Origin of the sequence: Sphaerisporangium melleum (assembly GCF_014646695.1) — a bacterium.
GTDB lineage: Bacteria > Actinomycetota > Actinomycetes > Streptosporangiales > Streptosporangiaceae > Sphaerisporangium > Sphaerisporangium melleum.
In genome coordinates, this window is sequence record NZ_BMNT01000017.1 from 1 (window position 1) to 25,354 (window position 25,354).

The window sequence follows — 25,354 nt, forward strand, 5'->3', positions numbered from 1 at the left end:
ACCATCAACACCATGGTCGACCAGCTCTCCTCCTTCGCCGACGAGGTCACCCGCGTCGCCCGCGAGGTCGGCACCGAGGGACGCCTGGGCGGCCAGGCGCAGGTCACCGAGGTCGCCGGCACCTGGCGCGACCTGACCGACTCGGTGAACTCCATGGCGGGCAACCTGACCGACCAGGTGCGCAACATCTCCCAGGTGGCGACCGCCGTGGCCAGGGGCGACCTGTCCCAGAAGATCACCGTCTCGGCCCGCGGCGAGATCCTGGAGCTCAAGAACACCATCAACACCATGGTCGACCAGCTCTCCTCCTTCGCCGACGAGGTCACCCGCGTCGCCCGCGAGGTCGGCACCGAAGGACGCCTGGGCGGCCAGGCCGACGTCAAGGGCGTCTCGGGCACCTGGAAAGCGCTCACCGAGTCGGTGAACGTCATGGCCGACAACCTCACCGCGCAGGTGCGCAGCATCGCCGAGGTGACCACCGCCGTCGCCAAGGGCGATCTGTCGCAGAAGATCCGGGTGGACGCCCGCGGCGAGATCCTGGAGCTGAAGGACACCATCAACACGATGGTCGACCAGCTCTCGGCGTTCGCCGACGAGGTGACCCGGGTGGCCCGCGAGGTCGGCACCGAGGGCAACCTCGGCGGCCAGGCGACCGTCCGCGGGGTGTCGGGCACCTGGAAGGACCTCACCGACAACGTCAACGTCATGGGGTCCAACCTCACCGGCCAGGTGCGCTCGATCGCACAGGTCGCGACGGCCGTGGCCCGGGGCGACCTCTCCCAGAAGATCACCGTCGAGGCCAAGGGCGAGGTGGCCGCGCTCGCCCAGACGATCAACACGATGGTGGAGACGCTGGGCGCGTTCGCCGACGAGGTCACCCGGGTGGCCCGCGAGGTCGGCACCGAGGGCCAGCTCGGCGGGCAGGCGCGGGTGCCGAACGTCGCCGGCACCTGGAAGGACCTCACCGACAACGTCAACTCGATGGCCAACAACCTGACCAGCCAGGTGCGCAACATCGCCCAGGTCACCACGGCCGTGGCGCAGGGCGACCTCACCAAGAAGATCGACGTCGACGCGCGCGGCGAGATCCTGGAGCTCAAGACCACCATCAACACCATGGTCGACCAGCTCTCCTCCTTCGCCGCCGAGGTCACCCGCGTGGCCCGCGAGGTCGGCAGCGAGGGACGGCTGGGCGGGCAGGCCGAGGTGGAGGGCCTGGCGGGCACCTGGAAGCGCCTGACCGAGAACGTCAACGAGCTGGCGGGCAACCTCACCCGGCAGGTGCGCGCCATCGCCGAGGTGACCAGCGCGGTGACCTCCGGCGACCTCACCCGGTCGATCACCGTCGACGCCTCCGGCGAGGTGGCCGAGCTGAAGGACAACATCAACTCGATGGTGAAGTCCCTGCGCGAGACCACCCGGGCCAACCAGGAGCAGGACTGGCTGAAGACCAACCTGGCCCGCATCTCCGGCCTCATGCAGGGCCACCGCGACCTCGCCGTGGTCGCCGAGCTGGTCATGAACGAGCTGGTGCCGCTGGTCAACGCCCAGCACGGCACGTTCCTGCTCGCCGAGGAGGCCCCGGGCGGCACCGAGCTTCGGGTGGTCGGCGGCTACGGGCACCGGGACGACTCCCGCCGCTACGCCTTCGGCGACTCCCTGGTCGGGCAGGCCGCGCTCGCCAAGCGCACCATCCTCGTCGAGGACGTCCCGCCCGGCTACCTCAAGATCGCCTCCAGCCTGGGCGAGGCCGGGCCGGCCAACCTGATCGTGCTGCCCATCGTCTTCGAGGACCAGGTGCTCGGGGTGATCGAGCTTGCCGCGCTCAACCGCTTCACCCCGGTGCACCGGACCTTCCTGGAGCAGCTCGTCGGCACGATCGGCGTCAACGTCAACACCATCGTCGCAGGCGCCCGCACCGACGCGCTGCTTGCCGAGTCGCAGCGCCTGGCGACCGAGCTGCAGGTCGGCCAGGAGGAGCTCCAGCGCTCCAACGCCGAGCTGGAGGAGAAGGCCGAGCTGCTCGCCCGGCAGAACCGCGACATCGAGACCAAGAACATCGAGATCGAGCAGGCCAGCCAGGAGCTGGAGGACCGCGCCCAGCAGCTCGCGCTCGCCTCCAAGTACAAGAGCGAGTTCCTGGCCAACATGAGCCACGAGCTGCGCACCCCGCTCAACTCGCTGCTGATCCTCGCCCAGCTCCTCGCGCAGAACCCCGCGCGCAACCTCACCGCCAAGCAGGTGGAGTACGCCAACGTCATCCACTCGGCCGGCACCGATCTGCTCCAGCTCATCAACGACATCCTCGACCTGTCCAAGATCGAGGCCGGCAAGATGGACCTGGCGCTGGAGCCGTTCCACATCCGCCAGCTCCTGGACTACGTCGAGGCGACGTTCCGCCCGATGACCACCGAGAAGGGGCTGCGCTTCGACGTCACGGTGGCCCCCGACGTGCCGACCCGGCTGCTGATGGACGAGCAGCGGCTGCGCCAGGTGCTGCGCAACCTGCTGTCCAACGCGGTGAAGTTCACCGAGCGGGGCGCCGTCGAGCTGCGCGTCGAGCGCACGACGATGGACCTGCCGGGCGGCCCGGGGCAGGAGGGCCTGGCCTTCCACGTGTCCGACACCGGCATCGGCATCGCCGAGGAGAACCTCTCGCAGATCTTCGACGCCTTCCAGCAGGCCGACGGCACCACCAGCCGCAAGTACGGCGGCACCGGGCTCGGCCTGTCGATCAGCCGGGAGATCGCCACGCTGTTCCACGGCGAGATCCGCGCGGTCAGCACGCTCGGCGAGGGCAGCACCTTCAGCCTCTACCTGCCGATGACCCACCCGTCGGCGCAGGACCTGGCCACCGCGTACGAGGCGCAGGAGGCCGCGCAGGCGGGGCCGGTGGAGCTGCCCGCCTTCACTCCGCCCGTGCCGGACGGCGCGGACACCGAGGGCCGCCGGCTGCTGGTGGTCGAGTCCCGGCCGAACGGCCTGCTGTCGCTGCTGGCGCAGAGCGTCGTGGCCGACCTGTCCGAGACCCACGGCCCGGTGCGGGTCACCACGGCCGGCACCCCCGACACGGCGATGGCCGCGCTGTCGCGCGACGGCTACCACTGCATCGTCCTGGACCTCGGCATGCCGCAGGACGCCGCCGCCGAGTTCCTGCGGCGGCTGGACGAGGACGCCGCGCTGCGTTCGCTGCCGGTGCTCGCCCACCACTCCCGCAAGCTCACCCGCCCGCAGGAGAACCTCCTGCAGGGCCGCTCGCGCACCCAGCCGCTGGAGCTGCTGCCCAGTCTCGACGAGCTGCGCGAGCGCATCACGCTGCACCTGTCGGCCAAGGGCCCCGGGGACGTGCTGCCTCTGGTGCAGTCGAGCCTTGAGGAGGCGCCGCAGGAGGTCGAGAAGGTCGACAGCGGGCTGCTCGGCCGCAGGGTGCTGGTGATCGACGACGACGTGCGCAACGTCTTCGCGCTCACCAACATCCTGGAACTGCACGGCATGCAGGTGCTCTACGCCGAGAACGGCCGCAAGGGCATCGAGGTGCTGATGCGCAACCAGGACGTCGACCTGGTGCTGATGGACATCATGATGCCCGAGATGGACGGCTACGCCGCGACGGCGGCGATCCGCGAGATGCCGCGGTTCGCCGAGCTGCCGATCATCGCGGTGACCGCGAAGGCCATGCACGGCGACCGCGAGAAGACCCTGACCGCGGGCGCCAGCGACTATGTCACCAAGCCGGTGGACGCCGAGGAGCTCATCGACCGCATGCAACGCTGGCTCGGCCTCTGACCGCCGCCGTCCCGCGCGGCGTTCAGCAGAACACCTCCACCTCACACCGCGCGCCATCGCCCCGGGCGATCCGCGCGTCGCTTGGCAGCGGTCAGTGGGGGTCGTCGGTGTGGGCGGCGGCCCAGGCGGCGATGCGGGTGCGCGATCGGACGCCGAGTTTGTGCATGATCCGGTCAACATGCCCTTCGGCGGTGCGCTGGGAGACCACCAGCCTCGCCGCGATCTCCTTGTTGGAGCGGCCCTCGGCCACCAGCCTGGCGACCTCGCGCTCCCGCGGGGTGAGCGAGGGAGCCGGCGCGTCCGTCAGGCCGGCCGGGGCCGGCGTCCGCCGCGTCTCCCCGAGCGCGCAGGCCACCGCCGTCTCGAACGGGATGGCCGCGGCGCGGCGGCACTGCTCCTCGAACGCCTCCTCGCCGAGCCGCTCGCGGGCCTGTTCACGGCAGCGGACGCTCCAGCCGCGCAGGGTGCCCCAGGCGAACAGCGGCGCGCCGATCGGCTCCCACATCTTGTCGCTCATGCCGAGCATGAGGGCGGCGTGGGCGGCGTCGCCGCGGGTCATGGCGATCCAGGCCAGGAACTCCATGCAGAACGGGATGCCGTGCCGGTCGGTGATGCGGCGCTTGACCCGCAGGGACTCCCGGGCGTACTTGTCGGCCCGCCGCAGGTCGCCCTGGCTCCACCAGGTGACCGCGAGGTTCCACAGAGCCCACGACCGGGTCCAGCACTCGCCGCGCTCCGCACAGAGCCGCACCGTCTCCTCGCACAGGCTGACGCCCCGGCGGACGTCGCCGAGCAGGGCGACGACCATGCCGAGCTGGCAGTCGACGACGGTGGAGATCGAGGTCCGCTCCCCCGTCGAACGGTAGTGCTCCATCGCCCGCGTCAGGTGGGTGACGGCCTCGGGCAGCCGGTCCTGGATCCACATCGCCGTGCCGATCCACTGCGTCGCCCGGGCCAGCGTGGTGTCGTCGCCCAGCCGCCGGGCCAGGCCGGCGCTCTCGTGGAGCGCCCGCAGGGCGTGCTCGACGTCACCCTGGCCGATGGCGACCCAGCCGTCCACCCACAGCGCCTTGGCCCGTTCGGGCGTGGGTTCGGGGTCGAGGGCGAGCGCCCGGTCCAGCCAGCGGCGGCCGTCGCGGACGGCTCGCAGCATCCAGTACCACCAGAGCGCGGCCGCCATCCGCAGGCCGGTACGGACCTCCCCCGGAGTGCCCAGGCTGAACTCCAGCGCCGCCCACACGTTGGCCTGATCGGCGAGGAGGCGGTCGGACCAGGCGGGCTGGCCCGGTCCGAACCAGTCGGCCTCGGCCTCCTCGGCCAGCCGCAGGTAGTGGTCACGGTGGCGCCGGCGCACGGCGGGCTCCTCGCCGCTGCCGGCCAGCCGCTCGCGCCCGTAGTCGCGGATCGTCTCCAGCATCCCGTAGCGGGCCTCGGGGCCGCTGTCGTCGCGGTTCACGATCGACTTGTCGACCAGCCCGGCCAGCCCGGCCGTCACGTCGCCGGGCGCGAGCGCGCCGCCGGCGCAGACGTCCTCGACGGCCGACAGGCCGGCGCCGCCCGTGCACACCGACAGCCGCGCCCACAGCGTCCGCTCCGGCTCGTCGCACAGCTCGAAGCTCCACTCGATCGCCGCCCGCAGCGTCTGGTGGCGTGGGCAGCCGGCGCGGTAGCCGGTGGACAGCAACCGGTAGCGGTCCTCAAGGCGGTCGAGGAGCTGGTCCACCGACAGGGCCCGCAGGCGTACCGCGGCCAACTCGATCGCCAGCGGCAGCCCGTCCAGCCGCCGGCACAGCGTGGCGACGGCGGCCTCGTTGTCCTGGCCCAGGGTGAAGCCGGACGCGGCCGCCGCCCGGTCCTCGAACAACGCCACCGCCTCGTACCCGCAGCCGGGGTCCTCCTCGGCGCCGGGACGCGGGCCGGGAGTGGTCAGCGGCAGCACCTGCCAGACGTGCTCGGCGGGCAGGCCGAGCGGCTCCCGGCTGGTGGCCAGCACCCGCAGGCCGGGCGAGGCGGCCAGCAGCCTGCCGATGAGGTGGGCGCAGGCGTCCAGCACGTGCTCGCAGTTGTCCAGGACGAGCAGCATGCGCCGGCCCGCCAGATGGCCGGCCAGGGCGTCGACCGGGTCGCGGGTGGAGATGGTGTCGGGCGGTTCCAGCGCCGCGGACACCGCGTTCGTGACCAGGGAAGGGCTCTGCACCGAGCCCAGCTCGACCAGCCGGACGCCGTCCTCGAAGGAGCGCCGCATCTGACGGGCCACGTGGAGCGCCAGGCGCGTCTTGCCCACGCCGGCGACCCCGGTCAGTGTCACCAGACGCGAGCGGGTCAGCAGGTCCCGGATCTCGGCCGTCGCCCGCCTGCGGCCGACGAAGCTCGTGGTCTCGCAGGGCAGGGCGCCCGCCCTCTGCCCCATCGTGCTGGTCACCATGATCACACTCGGTTGGATCGCCACGCAGACGCCACATGTTCGACATCTCCGGCGTGCATCACATTCGGCCACCGAAGCCCGATATGTGATGAATTTCGCTCTATCGGCCAGCCTAACAATGGAGGGGGCCGCCCCCAGCGGAGCCCTCGTCCCGGACGCCCGAGCCGTCCAGCAGCGTGCCGAAGCGTTCGGCGACCAGGTCCCAGCGCCACTCCCGCTCGATCCACGCCCGGCCGCGCTCCCCCATCCGCCGGGCCCGCGCCCGGTCGGCCAGCAGGGCGACCAGAGCTCCGGCCACCTGCGCCGGATCGCGGCCGTCCACGACGAGGCCGGTCTCACCCGGCACGACGGCGTCGGGCGCGCCGCCGGAGTCACCCGCGACGACCGGCAGCCCGGTGGCCGACGCCTCCAGGTAGACGATGCCCAGCCCCTCGACGTCCAGCCCGCCCAGCCGGGTGCGGCAGGGCATGGCGAACACGTCCCCGGCGTCGTAGCAGGCGGGCAGGCTGCTCCACGGCACCGACCCGGTGACCACGACCGACCCGCCAAGGCCGCCGGCCGCCACCGCCCGTTCCAGCGCGGCGCGGGACGGGCCGCCGCCGACCAGCAGCAGGACGGCCTCCGGCACCTCGCGCAGCACCCGCGGCCAGCAGCGCACCAGCACGTCCTGGCCCTTGCGCGGGACCAGCCGCGAGACGCACACCACGACCGGGCGGTCGCCCAGCCCCAGGGCGGCCCGCACCTTCGCGCCGCCCGCGCCCGGGCGGAACACCTCGGTGTCCACGCCGGGCGCGAGCCGGACGAGCCGGCCCGGGGGCAGCACCCGGGCGAGCCGCCGCCGGGTGTACTCACCGAGATAGGTGACCACGTCCGCCCCGGCGCCGATGCGCCCGAGCAGGTCGCGCGCCACCGGGGTCCCGGCCCAGGCGGCCTCGTGCCCGTGGGTCAGCATCACCACCCGCCGCGCCCCGGCCGCGCGCAGACCGGGGGCGAGCAGGCCGAGCGGGGCCGCCGCGCCGAACACCACCGTGTCGCACCCCTCGGAGCGCAGCAGCCCGGCCGCCCGGCGGGCGACCTCGGGGACCGGCAGCATGACCGAGCCGGCGTGCCGGACCACGGGGTAGGGCTGACGCCCGTCGAACTCCTCCCAGCCCTGCCAGCGCGAGGCGTACACGACCACCGAGCCGGGCGGGCGGCGCACGGCGAGCGCGTGCACGAACGCCTGGATGCCGCCGGCCCGGGGAGGGAAGTCGTTGGTGATGATCAGCGTCCTCCCGGGCGTGGTCCCGGGACCGGCGGGGGTCACGGCTCGGGCAGGCCGTTCAGGCGGGCCCAGGAACGCGCGAGGGCGATGCGCTGCGGGGTCGTCGGATGCGAGGCGTACATCAGGTACTCGAACGCGCCGGGCGACAGGTCGGAGACGTTGGTCACGGCCAGCCGCCGCTGCATCGCGGCGAACGTCGCGGCGTCCCGGGTGAGGTCGAGGGCGTGGACGTCCGCCCTGGTCTCGATCTGGCGGCTGACGACGTTCTGCGCGGGGCCCGACAGCACGGTCGCCAGGCTCATCAGCCCGAGCAGGACGCCCACCGCCCGCGGGTCGCCGGCCCCGGCGGCACCCGTGCGGCGCCGCAGCGCGGGCAGCGAGAGCAGGAGGTACAGCAGGCACGCCCCGGCCGCGGCCCCGAGCCCGCCGACCAGCGTCCCGTACAGGACGTCACCCCGCTTGGCGTGGCCCAGCTCGTGCGCGACGACCAGCTCGACCTCGCCGGCCGGGGCGCGCAGCAGCGTGTCGTAGACGACGATGCGGCGGGTGGCGCCGAAGCCCGAGACGTAGGCGTTGAGCGCCGTGGTGCGGCGGGAGGCGTCGGCGACCAGCACGTCCTCGACCGGGACGCCGTCACGCTCGGCCATCGCGATCAGGTCGGAGCGCAACCGCCCGGCGGGCAGCGGGGTGAAGTCGTTGAACAGCGGCTCGACGACCAGCGGGTAGACGAACGAGGCGGCGACGGTGAGCAGGAAGGCGCCGGCCGCGGCGGGCGCCCACCACCGGCGCGGGCTCCGGCGGGCCAGCCAGACCACCGCGATCACCATGATCGCGACGATGACGGTCTGCACCGCGAAGCTCTTGAGCCGGTCGGCCGACCAGGCGGGCCAGGCCTGCGTCGACAGGCCGAACTCGCGCAGGCGCGTCTCGTACCACATGCCGAGCGGCCACCTGAGCACCAGGCTCACCGCCGAGAGCCCGAGAACGCCGAGCAGGGCGCGCAGCCACCACGGGCCGCGCAGCCACTCCACCACGCGTGCCCCGAACGGCGTCAGGACCAGCACGCCCGCGACGGCGAGCGTCACGATGAGCGAGAGGTACACCGGCACGTTGACGGCGGCGTCGAACGCGTCGGCGCGGGCGATCTGCGCGGCGGTGAAGTCGCGCGCGGGGTCGGGCGGGACGGCGGGGGCGTTCCGCGGCAACGGGTGCCACGGGGTGCTGACCGCGACCACGACGGCCAGCGCCGCCCCCAGCACGAGCAGGGCGGCACCCGCGGCACGCATCCCGGCGCCCGCCGCCGTGCCCGTCTCCGCCCCGGCGCTCCTGCCCCCGATCAACCTGGACACCCGATCAACCCCGTCCTCCGGTCACGTCCTGCCCCCGCGCCCCGCCGCATCCCGCCTCGCGCCCCGCCGCACCCTGCCGCCTCCCGGGCGAAGCCGCGGCGCCTCGCGCAGATCGCCGGCCTCGGCCCGCTCCCCCACTCGACAGGCGGCCTCCCACACCGGCGCGGCGCCATGGCCCACCATGGCCCACCGTGGCCCGGCGCGGCCCGGCGCGGCCCGGCGCGGCCCGGCGTGGTGCGGCGCCGCGGCTCGGCCGGGGCGTGCTCACCTGAGCCGGTCCTGTACGTAGGCGCGCCAGGCGGCGGTGAATCCGGCCGGCCCGGTCCCCAACGTGCGGGACAGCGCCGCGCTCAGGTCGCCGCCACGCGCCGCGCGGTAGAGGGCGACCAGGGCGCGCTCGCCGTAGCGCTCGGCGACGTACCGGCAGGCGAGCCACGCCTCCTCGTACGCCTGGGCCAGCCGCGGGGAGCCCGCGGCGAAGTCCCCGGGCCCGGGCAGCTCCCGGGGAAGGCGGCCGGCGCGGACCTCCTCGGCCAGCTCCGCGGCGGCGCGCGCCACCGGGATGCCGGAGTCGCGATAGCCCACGTAGTCGGCGAAACCCTCCACCAGCCACTTGGGAGTGCGCCCGTCGAGCGCGGCCCCGGCGGCGATGTGCGTGATCTCGTGGGTCAGGACGACGTCGCGGCCGGCGGCGCTGAGCCGGGCGAACGCGGCCGGCTCGACGATCACGCTGTCCACGGCGGCCACGGCGGCGAGGCCGGTCACCGACGCCGGCGCGGACAGCGTGGCCGCCTGCTCGGTGGTGGCCGGCACCAGGATCACCGGACGCACCGGCCCGAGGAGGCGGCCGGCCACCAGGCTCGCCCGGTCGGCGCGGCGAGCGAGATCGGCCAGATCACGTGAACGGGAGTCCCCCTCGCCGCCCGGTACGCCCGAGCCCGCCGAACCGGCGGGCACCGGCGAGCCGCCGCCCGAGCCTCCGAAGGCCGCCGCGCCGCCCGTACCGCTCACGTCGTCCACGACGGCCGTCCCATCGCCGGAGGCCTCGCCGGCGGCGGCCGGTCGTGCGAACCGGGCTTCGGCGCCGGGGCGGGCGGCGACATCGGGAAGGGTGATGCGGGCAGGGAGGCCGGGCCGGCGGGCGGCCACGATCAGCGAGCGCTCCCCGCGCAGGATCACCGCGCCCGTCCAGATCTCCGGGTGCTCGCGCATCAGCTCCCGCCCCCGCCGGGCGAGGGAGTCGGCCGCGGCGGAGGGGCCGGTCAGCGCGGCCAGCAGCCCTGCCAGGACGGCCCAGAGCCACACGACGCGCATGCGGGCAATCTACCTGCTGCCCGCGACCGGCTCACGCGGACGTGCGCGAGGCCCTGGCGAAGCGGCCGAAGCCTTGCCAGAACACCGCACCGCCCTGGTACGCGCGCCGCCTCCACCAGACCCCTGCCAGAAACCGAGCCGCCCTGGAACGCGCGCCGTCGCCACCGGAAACCCGCGAATGCGCGAAGCCCCGCCCGCCTCGAGGGGAGAGGCGGGCGGGGCCGTACGCGTGCCGGCGGGGGCTCCGGCACGAAGGGATCTTCCCGGGAAAGCCCCTCCCGGGAAGTCCTCCCAAGGCGGACCAGATCCCCCGCCGGGGGAGGAAGGGTGACGTGCTCCGCGCTCAAGCAGGTGGATCCGTCACGGCGTCCCGCCGGCCCGGCCCGTGCCCGCATCCCGCACACCCGGCCCGGCCGTCCGCGCCAGATCGGCCGGAACGGAGGTGCGGGTGATGCGGCACGAGGCTCGGCCGGCTCGTCACCGGACGGGATCGCACCCTACGAGACCCGAGAGGTCGGACGGGTCCGGTCAGGCCGCCGGGCGGACCGCGCCGACGAAGGACGCCTTGCGGTATCCCGACAGCTTGTCGATGCGGACCCGGGTGCCGCTGTGCGGCGCGTGGACCATCTTGCCGTGCCCGACGTACATGCCGACGTGGCCGAGGCCGTAGAAGAACATCAGGTCGCCCGGCTTGAGGTGCTTCCAGGAGACCTTCTTCCGCACGGCGCGGTACTGGCTGGAGGTGACGCGGGGGAGCTTCACCCCCGCCTTGCGCCAGGCGTACAGGACCAGGCCGGAGCAGTCGAACGCGCCCGGGCCGCTGGCACCCCAGCGATAGGGGTCGCCGATCTGCTTCTTGGCCATCGCGACCGCCGTCTGCGCCTTGACGCGCTGCCGGGCGACCTTGCTGAGCTTGGCCTTCTTCTTGGTGGTGCTGGAGGCAGCCGAGGTGCTCGCCTGCTCGACCGCGGCGGCCGGCTCGGCCTGCTGGGAGAGGTTCGGCGTCTCGATGACCCCCGCCGGACCGTACACGGTTCCCGGCTGGGTGTCGCCCTGCGCTGAGGCCGCCGTGGCGGCCTCAGCCGCCGTCGTCTGCGTCGCGACCGCCCCCATGGAGGCCGTCATGGTGAGCGCTATACCGCCGAGGGAGAAGCGAGCAAAACGCGACAGACGAGGGTTCTGGGTGGTGCTGGACAGGATCGCTCCTTGGTTCTTCCACTCACGCCTACCGGGTTAGCTGACGGATTCGGGCATGGAAGTAGCCCTACGACGCCATAGAGACGCCGATTCACCCCTGATCGGGAATTAGCCGATCTTTTGGGTCCCCGGTTCCGTGCTCCTTGCCGCACGGATTCGGCAGGTCACCGCCCCACGGCGCATGGTTCACGCCGGAGTCAGGCGGCGGTGGCCGCTGGATTGTCGTGCACTCACCGGTCGGCTGGACCGGCTTCGTACGCGACGGCATGGCGTGCTCGCCGCGGACAGGAAGCTACACAGCCGACCAAAGCTGACGCAAAGCCCTGACAAAGCCAGGTAGATCAAATAAAGCTCCGGTAAATCACGAACCCCCTGCACAACAACGGCATCCGTGACCCAACTGTGATTCGCACCACACGACAGGAAATGACACCGCAGTGAACCCCACCAGTAACACCAGCCACAGCCGAGGGACGCCGAGGGCGTGCGCCGACCTCGACGCGTGACGGCCCAGATGTGGCGGCCGGGCGACACCATCGTGCGCAATGAGTCTTTCGCAAGAGTCATTGCGCAACTGACGTTGCAGATGGAAGAGTGCGTCGTATGTCCGATGATGAGAAGCGCGGCGTCCGCCAGATCACCGACTCGCGGGTGCTGGCCGCCCTGGCACATCCGCTCCGGCGCCGGATGATGGACGCGCTGAAGGTCTACGGCCCGTGCACCGCGAGCATGCTGGCCGAACACACCGGCCAGGCCGTCGCCAACGCCAGCCACCACCTGCGGGTCCTCTCGGCGAGCGCACTGATCGAGGAGGCCCCCGAGCTGGCCCGCGACCGGCGCGAGCGCTGGTGGCGGCTGACCTCGGCGGAACTGCGCTGGACGACCTCCGATTTCAGCGCGGACCCCGCGTCGGCCGCCGTCGCGGGCGCCGCGGCCTCCCTCAACCTCGACCACCACGTGGGCATGGTCCGCGCCTGGTACGCCGTGAGCGACGAGGAGCGCGAGGCCTGGGACGACGCCCCCTTCTCCACGGACAAGTGGCTGCGTCTCACCCCGGCCGAACTGCACGAGTTCGAGGCGGAACTCCTCGCCCTGTTCGACCGGTGGGGCAAGCGGGTGCCGCCGGACGACGGGCGGCACCGGGACCCGGTGTTCGTCTTCGCCTACGGCGTGCCGGGCCGGCCATGAGGCCCGCCCGCCCGTCCTCGTCATTGGCCGCCCAGCCCGGCCGCCCGATGGGGCGCGAGGCCCCTCCGGACCGCCGAGTGGGCGCTGACGCCTCCCCGGGCCGTCGGACGGGCTCCGGCACCCAGCCCGACCGGCCGGCGAGTCCCGACGCCGTTCCCGGCCGGCAGATGGGGTCCGACACCCATCCGGAGCGGCGGGCAGGCCTGAGCGGTGTCTCGCGGGCCGCCCTGCCGGGCTCCACCTCGCGAGCTGGTTCCCCCGCCCCCCGGCCCGGTTTCCCGTCTCCGCGCCCCTCCCCCACCGCGTCGCCGTCCCCCTCCTCCGCGTCCACGGCCTCCTCCCGGTCCGCGGCACCATCGCCGTCCGGCGGAGGCCGAGCGGGGCGGCGGCGGTGGGGGCTGCTGCGCCAGCGTGACTTCCGGCTGCTGTGGATCGGGGAGACCACGAGCGGCTTCGGCAACTCCCTCACCTCGGTGGCCCTCCCCCTGGTCGCGATCACGACCCTGCGGGCGAGCACACTGGAGGTGGCGCTGCTGGCCGCGGCCGCCTGGGTGCCCTGGCTGCTCATCGGCCTGCCCGCCGGGGCCTGGGTCGACCGTCTCCCCCGCCGGCCGGTGATGCTCGCCTGCGACGCCGCGTCGTTCCTGCTGTTCCTCAGCGTCCCGGTCGCGGCCTGGCAAGGGGTGCTCACCATCGGCCACCTGCTCGCCGTGGCGCTGCTCACCGGCACCGGCAAGGTGTTCTTCCAGACCGCCTACCAGGTGTACCTTCCGTCCGTGGTCGCCCCGGCCGACCTTCCCGAGGGCAACGCCAAGCTGCAGGGCGCCGAGTCGGCCGTCCAGGTGGCCGGTCCCGGGGCCGCCGGTGTCATCGCGCAGGCGTTCGGCGCGGTCGGCGGGGTGCTGGTGGACGCGGCCAGCTTCCTGGCCTCAGGGCTGTGCCTGCTGGCCATCAGGACCCGCGAAGCGCCCGTGGCGGCGGGGAGGCGGGCGACGACGCTGCGGCGGGAGATCGGCGAGGGCCTGCGGTTCGTCGCCGGTGACCCCTACCTGCGGGTCCTCACGGTCTTCGGGGCGGCCAGCAACCTCGCCCTGATGGGCTACCAGGCCATCCTGGTCGTCTTCCTGGTACGCGAGGCCGGCATGGGCTCCGGCGCGGCCGGCGGACTGGTGGCGGCGATGAGCCTCGGCGGCGTCGCCGGCGCTCTCGTGGCCACCCCGCTGTCCCGGCGCTTCGGCAGCGCCCGCGCGTTGATCGGATGCGAGGCGCTGGCCCCTCCGTTCGGGCTCCTCATCCCGACGGCGAGCCCGGGGCCCGGCCTGGCCATCGCCGCGGCCGGCGGGTTCGTCCTGGTCGCCGGGGTGGTGGCGGGCAACGTCATCAAGGCGAGCTTCCGCCAGACGTACACGCCCCGGCGGCTGCTGGGCCGGGTGTCGGTGAGCATGCAGTTCGTCAACTACGGCACCATCCCGCTCGGCGCTCTGCTCGGCGGGGCACTCGGCGAGGCCATGGGCACCCGTCCGGCGATGTGGGTCATCATGGCCGGGCTGGCGCTGACCGGCCCCATCCTGCTGGCCGGCCCTCTCAAGCGCCGCCGCGACCTCCCCGCCACCCCAGAGCCACGTCCCTGACCTCTCGCCAGGATCTCCGCCACGGGGCCGCCGGGCCGGTGGCCGCCGCCACCCGAGACGGCCGCCCGTTCATGACGGGCGACGGGAGGAAACGCGGCGTGCGGGGATCAGGGGCGGACGGCGCCGATGAGGGTGCGGTAGGAGGACAGGGGCGTGACCTTGACGACGTCGCCGGTGCGGGGGGCGTGCACCATGTTGCCGCCACCGGCGTACATCCCGACGTGGCCGAGGCCCGCGGCGAACAGCAGATCGCCCGGCTGCACGGCGCTCAGGGGAACCCGGCGGGAGGCGCCCCAGGAGTACTGCTCGGCGGCGGTGCGCGGCAGGCTGACCCCGGCCGCTCGCCAGGACGCCTGGGTGAGGCCCGAGCAGTCCCAGGAGCCCGGCCCGGTGCCGCCATAGCGGTAGGGCTTGCCGATCTGGGCGAAGGCGAACTGCAGCGCCGCACGGGCGTTGCCCGAGGCGGGCCCGGTGTACTTGACGCCGGTGCTGTTGGGATTGCCCGGGTTGTAGGCGTTGAGCCGGCGCAGCAGCCGCTCCTGCTCGCCCACCAGCTTCTCGACGTCCTTCTTCTGCCGGCGCAGGTCGTCCAGCAGCTTGAGCGCCTTGTCGTAGGAGCTCTTGGCCTTGTCACGCTCGCCCTTGAGCGAGCGGGTGGCCTGCTCGTACTCGGCGATCGTCCGCGACCGTCCCGCCGACATCTGGTCGATGGACGCCAGACCGGCCAGCAGCGATTCCGGATCGTCCTGGGTGACCAGGTTGGACCAGCTCAGCACGTCACCGGACTGGTAGCTGCTCACGGCGACCGACACCAGGCCGGTCCGCAGGTCCTCGACCCGGCCGAGCTCCTTGCCGAGCTTGCCGTTGACCGCGTTGTACTCCTTGCGGGCCTTCTTGTAGCGCTCGCCGGCCCCGTTGTAGCGGTCGACCACCTTGTCGGCCTGGTCGTTGAGCTTGGCCAGCCGCGCTTTCACCTGCGCGAGGGTGGGCTTCGGCTTGGCCTCGGCGCCTCCCGCCTGCGTCAGAAGGACGGCGGCCACCAGACCGACGGCCACCGGTACCCGCCCGGCCACCCGGATCCCACGCACAACCACTGGGACGCCAGCTCCCTTTGTGAAAAAAGTGCGACAACCTGGGCGGTGATCCTACAGAAAGGTACGAACACCTGCACCTCGTCCTCGGTAAATGCTCTGAGAACGGTCAAACCCGGGCCTTAACTCTCAAGCTCCGGTCAGTTCCGTAAAACCCGCCGCCCTCCCTGAGTCGGTTCGCAAGAGCCGTACGGGACGCACAGCGCGGCACGGACGTCGGCCGGGGGCCGGTCGCCGCCCTGCACCGGGCCGGAGGTGCGGTCGGTGAGCGCGTGGCGCACCCGGGCGATCCGCACGAGCGGCGTGGGCGTGGCGACCGGCCGGCCGAGGGCGAGGGAATTCGGGACCGTGCCGAGCCGCTAGGGATCGAGGCCGTACAGGCCGGACGTGACGACCGCGGCACCGGCCCCGACGAGGGCGGTGCCGCGGTCGTGGTCAGGAGCGGCCGAGGCGGCGCAGAAGCAGCGTCGCGGGGACCGGACGGGCCCCCATGCGCCGCACCGAGTCGGCGACCTCACGGTCGGAGGACACCACCGCGACCGCACGCCCGGGCGGCTCGGCCCGGACGAGCTGGCGGATGAGGTCGTCGGCGATCTCACCCGGCGCGCTGAACAGCACGCGCACCCCGCGCGGCGCCGACACCTGGACCGGCCCGTTCAGCTCGGCCCCGTCGAACACGCAGGTGACCTCCGCCCGGGTCTGCACGGCGAGACCACCCAGGCCGGTGAGCAGCCGCGAGCGCTGGTCCAGCAGAGTGAGCGAGGGGTACCCCGTCTTGGTCACGTTGTAGCCGTCCACGACCAGGTGCAGGTGCGGGATGGCCAGCAGTTGGTCCAGCAGGACCGGGTCGTCGTCGGACAGGGCACGCGCGGGCACGGCCCGCACCGACGGCCGTCCCGGGCTGACGGCGGTCACCGAGTCGGCCGGCCTGCTGATCGCCACGGGCAGCGCCAGCTCGCTGCGCAGACCGAGCGCCGCGTCCTGCAGGGCGTCCAGGAGCACGCGGACGCGCGCGTCCTCGATGCTGCGCCCCTCTCGCGCGGCACGGCGGCTCGCCTCCAGGGCGCGCTCGGCGTCCGACAGCCGCTCGCGGAGCTTGCGCAGCTCGCTCTCGACCGCGCTGGTCGCCGAGGACACCGAGGCCCGGGCCTCCTGCTCCAGCGCCTGCAGCTCGGCGGCGCGCTCCTCGGCCTGCCTGCCGCGCTCGCGCGAGTCGTGCAGCTTGCGCCGCAGGTCGGCGACCTCGGCACGCGACGCCTTGAGCTGCTCACGCAGCCGTTCGGCCTCCTCCTTGGCGGCGGCCTTCTGGGCGGCGAGCTGCTCGCGCAGCCGCGTGACGGTCTGCTCCTGCGCGCTGCCCTCGGCGGCGGCCGCGGCCTGCTCCAGGTCGGCGCGGGCGGTCTCCACCAGGTCGGGCCAGCCAGGCGGCCGGGTCAGGTAGGCGGCGGCGGCGACCAGCACCGGCTCGGCGGCGGGCGGGACGGCGCCCTCCTCCAGGCTCGCGACCAGCTCGGGCCAGGCCTCCTTGAGGCTCTCGGCGACGATCTCGCGGAACTTCTTGTCGGTCTCGAGCTGGGCCGCGATCGGCGCGCTCCCAAGACGGGCGCGCTTGCGTGGATCGAACTTCGCGATGCCCTTGAGCGGGGGCGGGATCGCGGCGGGCTGCATCGTGCCGAGCACCTGAGCGGCGAGATCGACCACGTGTAAACGGACCTGCTCGGGCAGCGGGCGAGACAGGCCTTCTCCGGCTGAGCTCATCCGTCTTCCCCTAGCTGGCTGGCCGTTCAAATTTCGTCTATCCGACAAGGGTACGGCTGACGCGTTCGTGGTCAGAGCGCTTCCCACCCGGTTCCGTGCCACCGGCCGCCCCACAAGACCCGTTCCAAGCCCCCAGCTTCAAGATCACGTAGCCGAGAACACCCAACCTGACCACACCCGACCACGGCCTGCCCCTGGCGCACGGCGACCGATGCCCCGGCCGATGACAACGGCGGCACGCCCGCCACGTCGACACCATGGCGCCCTCCGGCCCCGGCCTCCCCTGTGCCCGAGCGGACACACGCCCCCGCCGGACCCGGAGCAACCGTCCGGCGGCAACCGGCACCACACGGACACCACGCCTCCTGAACTCTGCGGCCCGGCCGCCGGCCACGTCCGGGACTCGACGGCTACGGCCTCTCGCTGTCCCCGGATGGGGCATGCACGCTCGGGCGGACCTCGCCGACACCCCCTCCGGCCGTCCGCCACCGCCGACAGGCCGGAAGCCCGGTCCGCATCGCCGGTGTGAGCAGCCGCTTCGGTGGGGGCGGTGCCGAACTGTCGGAGGGCGATCGTATGGTCATGCTCGTGGAGATCGGGGTTCAAGGAACGCTTGACGAGCTGGGCACACCGCTCGACCAGGTGACCTTCGTCGTGTTCGACCTGGAGACGACCGGCGGGTCGTCGGCCGAGCACGCCATCACCGAGATCGGCGCGGTCAAGGTGCGCGGCGGCGAGGTGCTCGGCGAGTTCGCCACCCTGGTCGATCCGGGCCGGGCCATCCCGCCGTTCATCACCGTGCTCACCGGCATCACCGACGCGATGGTCATGGCGGCGCCGCGCATCGAGCAGGTCCTGCCCGCGTTCCTGGAGTTCGCGCGCGGCACCACGCTGGTCGCGCACAACGCCCCGTTCGACGTCGGCTTCATCAAGGCGAACTGCCAGGCCCACGGCTATCCGCCGCCCGCCAACCCCGTGGTCGACACCGCCGACCTCGCCCGGCGCGTCCTGACGCGTGACGAGGTGCCCAACTGCAAGCTGTCCACCCTGGCGCGGGTCTTCCGCAGCACCACCGAGCCGTGCCACCGCGCCCTGGCCGACGCCAAGGCCACGGTGGACGTGCTGCACGCGCTCATCGAACGCGTCGGGGCGTACGGCGTGCAGACCCTCGAAGAGCTCAAGGGCTTCGTCCGCGCCCCCTCCCCCGAGCAGAAGCGCAAACGCCACCTCGCGGCGAGCATCCCGAGCACCCCGGGCGTGTACGTCTTCGAGGACGAGCGCGGCGAGGCGCTGTACGTCGGCAAGAGCGGCGACCTGCGCCAGCGCGTCAAGTCGTACTTCACCGCGAGCGAGACCCGGCCGCGCATCCGCGAGATGATCGGCATCGCCGAGCGTGTGCGGCCCATCGTGTGCGCCACCGGCCTGGAGGCCGAGGTGCGCGAGCTGCGGCTGATCGGCGCCACCAAACCCCGCTACAACCGCCGTTCCCGCTTCCCCGAGAAGGTCGTCTGGCTCAAGCTCACCGACGAGCCTTTCCCCCGCCTGTCCATCGTCCGCGAGGTCAAGGCCGACCAGGGCACCTACCTCGGCCCGTTCTCCTCGGCCCGGGGAGCCGAGGACGCCCGGGCCGCGCTGCACGAGGCGCTCCCGCTGCGGCAGTGCACCGAGCGCATCACCACGCGCACCCACCGGCCGGCGTGCGTGCTGGCCGAGATGGGCCGCTGCGGCGCGCCCTGCGAGGGCCGCCAGGGCGTGGACGACTACCGGCGGCACGCCGACGCGGCCCGGGCCGCCATGGAGCACGACCCGGGTCCGGTGTTCTCCGCGCTGGAGGAGCGCATGCGGCGGCTGGCCGCCGAGCAGCGGTACGAAGAGGCCGCCGTCGACCGCGACCGCCTGGCCGTGTACGTGCGCACGGCGGCCCGCATGCAGCGGCTCACCTCCCTGACCGGCATCCCGGAAATGATCGCCGCGAGCCCGGCGTTCGACGGCGGCTGGGAGATCCACGTCGTCCGGCACGGCCGGCTGGCCGCCGCCGGGGTCATGCCCCGGGGCGCGCACCCGACGCCGTACGTCGACGCGCTGGTCGCCACCGCCGAGACCGTCACCCCCGGCCCCGGCCCCCTCCCGGCCGCCATCGCCGAGGAGACCGAGTGCATCCTGCGCTGGCTCGACACCCCCGGCGTCCGCCTGGTCCGCGTCGAGGGCACCTGGAGCCTCCCCGCCCGCGGCGCCGCCCGCCTCAAACCCCGCATAGACCGCGCCTACGACGGCGTCCAGTCCCACTACCCCCGCGTAGAAAACCGCCCCCACCGCTGACGCCGGCTACCGGGTGATCACCCAAACCTCGGGCGTATCCCATCCTGACCAGACGTACTCAGGAAGCCGTTGACGCTGCGTCCCTTCCAACGGTCTGACGACGGCGCTGGGCCGCGACGGCCTTGGCCAACGCCTCATCCGCCCACGCCCTGTCCATCTCGGTGGGCTCTCCAGTCTCGGCGACCATGTCCGCGATCAGGAGGCCAAGCGGGTCAAAGAGATCCGCTCGGTCGGTCTTGACCACGGCGAGGAACGCCGACCATTCGCCGGAGCCGATCGCGAGGACGGGGCCCGAGGGGATCTTGCTGTCCCGCACCGCGACCAGGCCAGGCCGTACGCGGGCCACCTCGACGCAGTTGTCACCCTCGTGACCGCTGTAGCTGCTCTTACGCCACCGGAGGCCCAGAAGATCAGGACTCAGCACTACCGATCACTTCCTCGATGAGCCGGAGAAACTGCCCGAACGACTCTGATCGTGCCTTAGGCGGCGACGACAGGCGGCTCCGCCCGGCGGTTCCCGGCCCATCCACCATCCAGATGGACCAGGAACCTTGGTGTTGAGCGGTGCGAGGGGTCAGATCTGCGAGCCGGTCTTGACCGCGGCGAGGAACGCCGACCACTCGCCGGAACCCACCGCGAGGACCGAACCCGAGAGGGTCTTACTGTCCCGCACCGCGATCAGGCCTGGCCGTACCCGGGCCACCTCGACGCAGTTGTCACCCTCGTGACCGCTGTGGCTGCTCTTACGCCACCGGAGGCCCAGAAGATCAGGACTCAGCACTACCGATCACTTCCTCGATGAACCGGAGAAACTGCCCGAACGACTCTGATCGTGCCTTAGGCGGCGACGACAGGCGGCTCCGCCCGGCGGTCCCCGGCCCATCCACCATCCAGATGGACCAGGAACCTTGGTGTTCAGCGGCGAGAGAGGTCAGATCTGCGAGCCGGTCTTGACCGCGGCGAGGAACGCCGACCACTCGCCGGAGCCGACCGCGAGGATCGGGTCCGAGGGGGTCTTACTGTCCCGCACCGCGATCAGGCCTGGCCGTACCCGGGCCACCTCAACGCAGTTGTCACCCTCATCGCCGCTGTAGCTGCTCTTCCGCCACCTCAGGCCGGGAGGTTCAGGGATCATTTCGCTGCACCACTTCCTCGATGAGCCGGAGCGACTGCTGGCACGACAGTGCGTCACCTCTGATCGCGTCATATCGGCGGACAAGCCGGGCGAGCGTCGCCCGGTCGTCCACAGTGCGCCCGTAGGGTTGCGCGCCCACATAGGCAGCGTAGGCCGCACCGTGCCGCTTGGCGATGATGAATCCACCGACCAGCCCACAGTGCACGTCATTGATGTGCGGCACGATCTGGATGGTGAGCTGGGGTGGCCGGGCCAGCTCCAGTAGGAAGCACAGTTGCTCCATCATGACGGCCACGCCGCCCACCTGGCGATGGATCACGGCCTCGTCCATGATCACGTTGATCACCGGCGGCCGGTTGCGCTGGAGGATCACTCGCCGCTGCATGCGCCCGGCGACGCGCTCTTCCACCTCCTTCTCGGTGATGCCAGGCGACACGCTGAGAATGCGGCGCGCGTAGGCCTCCGTCTGGAGGAGGCCGGGGACGATGGTCGGCTCCCAGAAGCGCAGGTCGGTGGCGTCCTGCTCCTCGTCCAGCCAGGGGCGGAAGTGCTCTGGCGCCTGAGGCCAGGTGGTCGCGGTGTACAACCTGGCCATGGTGCCGTCGAGGCCGAGGACACGGTCGCACAGCTCGGCGAACTGCTGGGAGGGGCGCCGCTTGGCCTGCTCGACGAGGTTGACCATCGAGTCGGAGAAGCCGATGCGCTCGGCGAGCTGCCGCTGCGACAGATGTACCCGATTGCGGTGCCGCCGGAGCTCGAAAGCGAAGAGGGCACGGGGAGACTCGTGGGGGTCGATCTCTTTCCCGGAAGACAATTTTCACCTACCTGCCTTAAATCGGACGTTTCCTTTCTCCGACCGGCTTGCTGACCGAGCAGTAAGCACAGGGTCGGCCGATTCCGCTGCCAAGCGTAGCCGCACACGGGCACTCTGATAACGCGAAGTCCGCAAGAGGTCAGCGATTCTCCGACGATGGAAAAGGCAACGGAATGACGACGGGAAGCCTGCTCGACGCCATCGAACTGATCGGTTCCCCGGAATCGGTCGCCGAGGCCCGCGCATATGTGCGGGAGAAGCTCGGCGCCGGGCATCCCGCCCTCGACGACGTGACCCTCCTGGTCTCCGAGGTCGTCACCAACTCGATCGTCCATTCCGATTCGAAGAACGGCGGGAAAGTGACGCTCGCCCTCGCCGACCGCCATGACGTGATCCATGTCGACGTGGTCGACGCCGGAGGTGCGGAGGTGCCGCACGTGTGCGGTGAGCAGGACGGCGAGAGCGGGCGTGGTCTACTTCTCGTCCAGGCCATCGCGCACCGCTGGGACGTTCACGACAACCCGGCCGGCCGGACCGTCTGGTTCCAGGTGAAGTACGCGCGAGCCAAGTGAAATACAAGAGATAGAGTCCGGGAAACCGCAGCGTTCCGCAACCTGCGACCGCCTGACCATCGTTCCACATTGACCATCCATAAGCCGGGGCGGCAGCGCGGTGGGCACCCTTGGAACCATGCCGAAGGTGACCTGCCCTCGGCCGCGCCGCCGTCCCTCGAACACGGCCGGGAGAACCCCCGGATGAATTGCACCCGGCTGATTGAATTAGTGATCCTCACCCCAGACTTCTCCTGCTGGACTATCCGCTCCCCGTCAGTCGACAGGTCGCCTGGCGTACGAACTCCTCCAAATTGGTCCCGTTCCCGTCACTCCGGCAGCTGAGCGAAATCCGACAGGTGCATTTCCGGTGAGTCCGTGAAGGCACACCGCTGGGGTTCCCCCACCTGCTCACCTGATCCCGTCCGATCCGTCGCTCACACGACCGCCGGCACGACATGATCGGTCGAGGGATCCGGCGCGGCCGGGGCGCCGGCACACCGCGCTCCCGCCTCGCGCCGACCCGGTGCGCGTACGGAGTTCGGAAGGAAAGAAAGACGTTGTTCTACGAGATCCGCCGGTATCGGACCTGGCCCGGCATGCGGGACGAGTGGGTGGAGTACATGGAGGGGACGGTGATCCCCTACATGACCGGGCACGGCATGGCGGTGGTCGCCTCCCTCATCGACGCGGAGGACCCGGACGGCTACCTCACCATGCGCCGCTTCGCGAGCGAAGCTCAGCACGAGAGGGTCTACGCCGCCGTGTACGAGACCGACCGCTGGAAGAACGAGATCTACCCCATGGTCGAGAAGCTCCTGGACCTCGACGCCGTCACCGTCACCCGGGCCGCACCCACCCCGCACTCCCCGCAACCCTGACCACCCTCCCCGGTGAGGACACGGAGCGAACGGGCTCTCCGGCCGTACGGTCAGTGCCGCACGCCTCCGGGAAGGTCACGGCTGTGTTCAGTGTCCATCACTCTGAGTGCCGACAAGGCCGCCGGTGGAGATCCGTGAGAGGCGGTGACGGCGGTCACTCGCGTCGGCGCTACAGTCAGGACAAGCCGTACTCAAAGGAGAGAGCGCTTATGATCACCGCGATCGTGCACATCAAGGCGGAGGTCGACCGGATTCCCGAGGTCGCTCAGACCATCGCCGACCTCGACCGGGTCAGCGAGGTGTACTCGATCACCGGTGACTACGACCTGGTGGCCATGGTCCGGGTCGCCGCCTACGAGGAGATCGCCGAGGTGATCCCCGGGCGGATCAACAAGGTGGCCGGCGTCCTGGCCACCGAGACCCACCTGGCGTTCCGCACCTACTCCAAGCACGACCTCGACTCCGCCTTCTCCATCGGCTTCGCCGAAGCCGACTGAGCGCCGCCCACAGGGAGGTGCAAGATCGAACGGGCGCTAGAGCGCGCGAATGATCTAGCAGTCCGGCACTTTTCAGCCGCGCCAGCCGTTCAGGCGCAGGCCGCGGCGGACGTGATCGACCACCGTCCCTTCGTCCGTTCTGAGGGCGACGCTGGGGAAGCGAAGCACGCACAGATCGGTGGCCAGCACGATCTCGTTCTGGCGGGTCATGTCCGCCCAGGCATGCAGAACGTCCAGGTGAGGGGCGCCGTCGATCTCGACGGCGAGCCGCCAGGGAGTCCACTCGGCGTCGAGGTAGCGAACACGTCTCTGCGCGTCTTTGCGCCTGCCCTGCCGCGTGGGCGGCGGCAGGTGGTGGCGCCGGCAGATGTCCGCGAAGTCCAGCTCGGTCAGCGCGTGCGCGCCTCCTTCGATGTCCCCCAGCACGGCCAGGTAGAACGGGCGCGCCGCGCTCCAGGTCGCCCGCTCGGTCAACTCACGTAGATCGCGGGCTCGCGCGAGCCTCTGCTGGACGCCGGCTGCGAGGATGGCCGCGCCGAGACGTAGGCGCGGCTCCCACAGGGCGGCGTCGACGAGCGAGCGGCTCATGATCGTCCGGGGAGGTCTCAGGAGCGGGTGAACATCACCGGGCCGCGGACTGCGCGAGGAGTGCAGCCGGACGCCGGGCGGTGGCACGCCCGCGCCTCCATCAGGGACCAGAACGTGGATCGGCCTGCGCCGGAAGCCCTCCAGCCCACTGGCCTGCGCAGCGGTCAGCCCTGCCAGCACCGCCTTGGGGCCGCTGTCGAACAGGGCCACCCACCATTGCTGACGTTCCGACAGCGGACCGGTGTTCACGACGACGCTCTTCCGGCCGGCACGTTGCCAGCGGCGGGCGGCCAACTGATCACGGAGCCGGTGCCGGGAGAAGCCCAGAGCGATCAACTGGCGCCGGCTGAGCACCTGATCCTGCTCCGCGGCCAACCTGTGCAGGGCGTCCGACCCGACGGTGTCACGCTGATGACCCATGCCCGGCAGCAGACCAGCTCACGCCGCTCCTCAGGCCGCCGAACCCCGTTCTGTGGACGACGCACACGAACGGGACCGAGGACGCGTCGCCCTACCGGTATTGAGGTGCCGGTCAACACCGGATTTCCCGGTCTCCCTGGAGTGCGCCGACCTCCCTGACAGACGAGGAGCGAAAGCTGAGGGCTCGGGCCACGGTGAGGCTGTCCTCGTAGATGTGGAAGCGGGTCACCAGGCCGTCCTTCACGGTGAGGTGGAGGGCGAACGGGGAGGTGTACGCCGCGCCGCTGTCTCGTACGGTCTGAACGATCTCGCCGAGCACCACGGCGTCCGCGCCGTCGACCAGGATCCGCTGGACGGACGTGCCGTTCAGCTCGGGCACGTGGTGGGCCGCCAAGGACCGGAAGTGGTCGGCCACGTCGGCCCGGCTGGACCGGGGCCGGATCCACGGCACCGCCGGGTGCCCCTCGGCCGGCCAGGCGAGGCCCCAGTCGACCGGCTCCGCGAACAGGTCCGCCGTACGGTCGTGATCGCCCTCGGCCATCCGGCGCAGTAGTTCCGCCACGACGTCACGGGTGTCATCGCTCATGCCGCGAGCCTCTCGCCTCCAAGTGTCGCCCGTCGATTACCCGCCGGGTAAGGCGCAGGCCGCACGGGGCGGCTTCGAGCGTCATCGGCCGGTCGGCACGACCAGAGCGGCCGACCCTCGGGCGGGGGCAGCCGGCGCGTGGGCGAGATCCGGTCCGCGCGACGTGACCGGCCCCCCGAGGGGGGACAGCCGGTCGGCACGACCAGAGCGGCCGACCCTCGGGCGGGGGCAGCCGGCGCGTGGGCGAGGTCCGGTCCGCGCGACGTGACCGGCCCCGCGAGGGGGGACAGCCGGTCGGCACGACGAGGGCGGCCTATCCACCCAAGGCGGGGATGGCCGGTGCGTACACGGGTTACGGCGGGTCAGGGGTGCTGTTTGTGGGAGCGGCTGATCTCGACCCAGCGGGTGAGGGTCTCGGCGGCGCGGCCGGAGTCGACGGCCTCGGCGGCGCGGGCGTAGGCACCGGTCATGGCGGCGACCAGGGCGTCGGCGGACTCGGCCACGGCGGCGCCCGGGGAGGCCGAGCCGTCGGCGGTGTAGGCGTCCAGGCTGACCAGGGC

General features: G+C 72.2%; 20 protein-coding genes, 1 pseudogene and 1 riboswitch. Of the genes and pseudogenes, 7 read left to right on the top strand and 14 right to left on the bottom strand.

From position 1 onward, the window contains the following. On the top strand, positions 1–3,786 hold a 3,786-nt coding region (locus IEY93_RS16295), incomplete at its 5' end, for a HAMP domain-containing protein (protein ID WP_189163919.1). A gap of 91 nt (positions 3,787–3,877) precedes the next feature. Here IEY93_RS16295 and IEY93_RS16300 read toward each other — a convergent pair. The 5 genes from IEY93_RS16300 to IEY93_RS16320 all read right to left on the bottom strand — a co-directional run bounded on the left by IEY93_RS16300 (position 3,878) and on the right by IEY93_RS16320 (position 11,263). Then, complete coding sequence (locus IEY93_RS16300) at positions 3,878–6,211, bottom strand: ATP-binding protein (RefSeq protein ID WP_203967849.1); 2,334 nt, start codon at positions 6,209–6,211, stop codon at positions 3,878–3,880. 112 nt (positions 6,212–6,323) lie between these two features. Next, on the bottom strand, positions 6,324–7,517 hold the full coding sequence (locus IEY93_RS16305; RefSeq protein WP_229691189.1) for a glycosyltransferase family 4 protein: 1,194 nt from the start codon (positions 7,515–7,517) through the stop codon (positions 6,324–6,326). After that, the gene (locus tag IEY93_RS16310; protein WP_229691190.1) at positions 7,514–8,824 is read right to left on the bottom strand and encodes a M48 family metallopeptidase; all 1,311 of its coding nucleotides are present in this window, start codon (positions 8,822–8,824) and stop codon (positions 7,514–7,516) included. Before IEY93_RS16310 ends, IEY93_RS16305 begins: the two co-directional genes overlap by 4 nt. A 264-nt stretch (positions 8,825–9,088) precedes the next feature. Next, complete coding sequence (locus tag IEY93_RS16315; protein WP_189163920.1) at positions 9,089–10,138, bottom strand: hypothetical protein; 1,050 nt, start codon at positions 10,136–10,138, stop codon at positions 9,089–9,091. A gap of 528 nt (positions 10,139–10,666) precedes the next feature. Further along, the gene (locus tag IEY93_RS16320; protein ID WP_229691191.1) at positions 10,667–11,263 is read right to left on the bottom strand and encodes a C40 family peptidase; all 597 of its coding nucleotides are present in this window, start codon (positions 11,261–11,263) and stop codon (positions 10,667–10,669) included. An 82-nt stretch (positions 11,264–11,345) separates the two neighbouring features. Then, a riboswitch (cyclic di-AMP (ydaO/yuaA leader) is annotated at positions 11,346–11,507 on the bottom strand. Between the two features lie 431 nt (positions 11,508–11,938). On the opposite strand from IEY93_RS16320, the gene IEY93_RS16325 reads away from it, so the two are divergent. Both IEY93_RS16325 and IEY93_RS16330 read left to right on the top strand, forming a co-directional pair. Then, entirely contained in the window at positions 11,939–12,523 is a 585-nt protein-coding gene (locus IEY93_RS16325) for an ArsR/SmtB family transcription factor (RefSeq protein ID WP_189163921.1), read from the top strand. A 167-nt stretch (positions 12,524–12,690) separates the two neighbouring features. After that, positions 12,691–14,154, top strand: coding sequence for an MFS transporter (locus IEY93_RS16330; protein WP_203967850.1), 1,464 nt, complete (start codon positions 12,691–12,693; stop codon positions 14,152–14,154). A gap of 107 nt (positions 14,155–14,261) precedes the next feature. Here the strand turns inward: IEY93_RS16330 and IEY93_RS16335 are convergent, their stop codons facing one another. Beyond that, positions 14,262–15,248 carry a C40 family peptidase gene (locus IEY93_RS16335; protein WP_189163922.1) on the bottom strand — a complete coding sequence of 329 codons (987 nt, stop codon included), beginning with the start codon at positions 15,246–15,248 and terminating at the stop codon, positions 14,262–14,264. A 432-nt stretch (positions 15,249–15,680) separates the two neighbouring features. Next, positions 15,681–17,003, bottom strand: coding sequence for an NYN domain-containing protein (locus IEY93_RS16340; RefSeq protein ID WP_189163923.1), 1,323 nt, complete (start codon positions 17,001–17,003; stop codon positions 15,681–15,683). A gap of 582 nt (positions 17,004–17,585) precedes the next feature. Here IEY93_RS16340 and IEY93_RS16345 point away from each other — a divergent pair. Beyond that, a complete protein-coding gene (locus IEY93_RS16345; protein WP_372444373.1) occupies positions 17,586–19,322 on the top strand; it encodes a DEDD exonuclease domain-containing protein in 1,737 nt (578 codons plus the stop codon). A gap of 58 nt (positions 19,323–19,380) precedes the next feature. On the opposite strand, the gene IEY93_RS39560 is transcribed toward IEY93_RS16345, so the two are convergent. From IEY93_RS39560 to IEY93_RS16365, 4 genes are all read right to left on the bottom strand, one after another. Next, entirely contained in the window at positions 19,381–19,746 is a 366-nt protein-coding gene (locus IEY93_RS39560) for a DUF397 domain-containing protein (protein ID WP_189163925.1), read from the bottom strand. 150 nt (positions 19,747–19,896) lie between these two features. Next, entirely contained in the window at positions 19,897–20,103 is a 207-nt protein-coding gene (locus IEY93_RS16355) for a DUF397 domain-containing protein (protein ID WP_189163926.1), read from the bottom strand. 150 nt (positions 20,104–20,253) lie between these two features. Beyond that, on the bottom strand, positions 20,254–20,457 hold the full coding sequence (locus IEY93_RS16360) for a DUF397 domain-containing protein (protein ID WP_189163927.1): 204 nt from the start codon (positions 20,455–20,457) through the stop codon (positions 20,254–20,256). Then, complete coding sequence (locus IEY93_RS16365) at positions 20,447–21,271, bottom strand: helix-turn-helix domain-containing protein (protein ID WP_189163928.1); 825 nt, start codon at positions 21,269–21,271, stop codon at positions 20,447–20,449. The genes IEY93_RS16360 and IEY93_RS16365 overlap by 11 nt, the downstream gene beginning before the upstream one ends. 173 nt (positions 21,272–21,444) lie before the next feature. Between IEY93_RS16365 and IEY93_RS16370 the strand changes: the two genes are divergently transcribed. The 3 genes from IEY93_RS16370 (at position 21,445) to IEY93_RS16380 (ending at position 23,200) form a co-directional block, all read left to right on the top strand. Continuing rightward, positions 21,445–21,843, top strand: a complete 399-nt coding sequence (locus tag IEY93_RS16370; RefSeq protein ID WP_189163929.1) for an ATP-binding protein — start codon at positions 21,445–21,447, stop codon at positions 21,841–21,843. Positions 21,844–22,382: 539 nt separating this feature from the next. Then, positions 22,383–22,703, top strand: a complete 321-nt coding sequence (locus IEY93_RS16375) for an NIPSNAP family protein (protein WP_189163930.1) — start codon at positions 22,383–22,385, stop codon at positions 22,701–22,703. Between the two features lie 209 nt (positions 22,704–22,912). Continuing rightward, positions 22,913–23,200 (top strand): Lrp/AsnC family transcriptional regulator, encoded by a 288-nt coding sequence (locus IEY93_RS16380; protein WP_189163931.1) that lies wholly within the window; start codon positions 22,913–22,915, stop codon positions 23,198–23,200. 72 nt (positions 23,201–23,272) lie between these two features. Here IEY93_RS16380 and IEY93_RS16385 read toward each other — a convergent pair whose 3' ends face one another. The 3 genes and pseudogenes from IEY93_RS16385 to IEY93_RS38215 all read right to left on the bottom strand — a co-directional run. After that, the gene (locus IEY93_RS16385; protein WP_189163932.1) at positions 23,273–24,208 is read right to left on the bottom strand and encodes a putative endonuclease domain-containing protein; all 936 of its coding nucleotides are present in this window, start codon (positions 24,206–24,208) and stop codon (positions 23,273–23,275) included. Between the two features lie 112 nt (positions 24,209–24,320). Then, positions 24,321–24,794 (bottom strand): nuclear transport factor 2 family protein, encoded by a 474-nt coding sequence (locus IEY93_RS16390; RefSeq protein ID WP_189163933.1) that lies wholly within the window; start codon positions 24,792–24,794, stop codon positions 24,321–24,323. A 362-nt stretch (positions 24,795–25,156) separates the two neighbouring features. Further along, positions 25,157–25,354 (bottom strand): annotated as a pseudogene (locus IEY93_RS38215) (hypothetical protein); the annotation flags it as partial.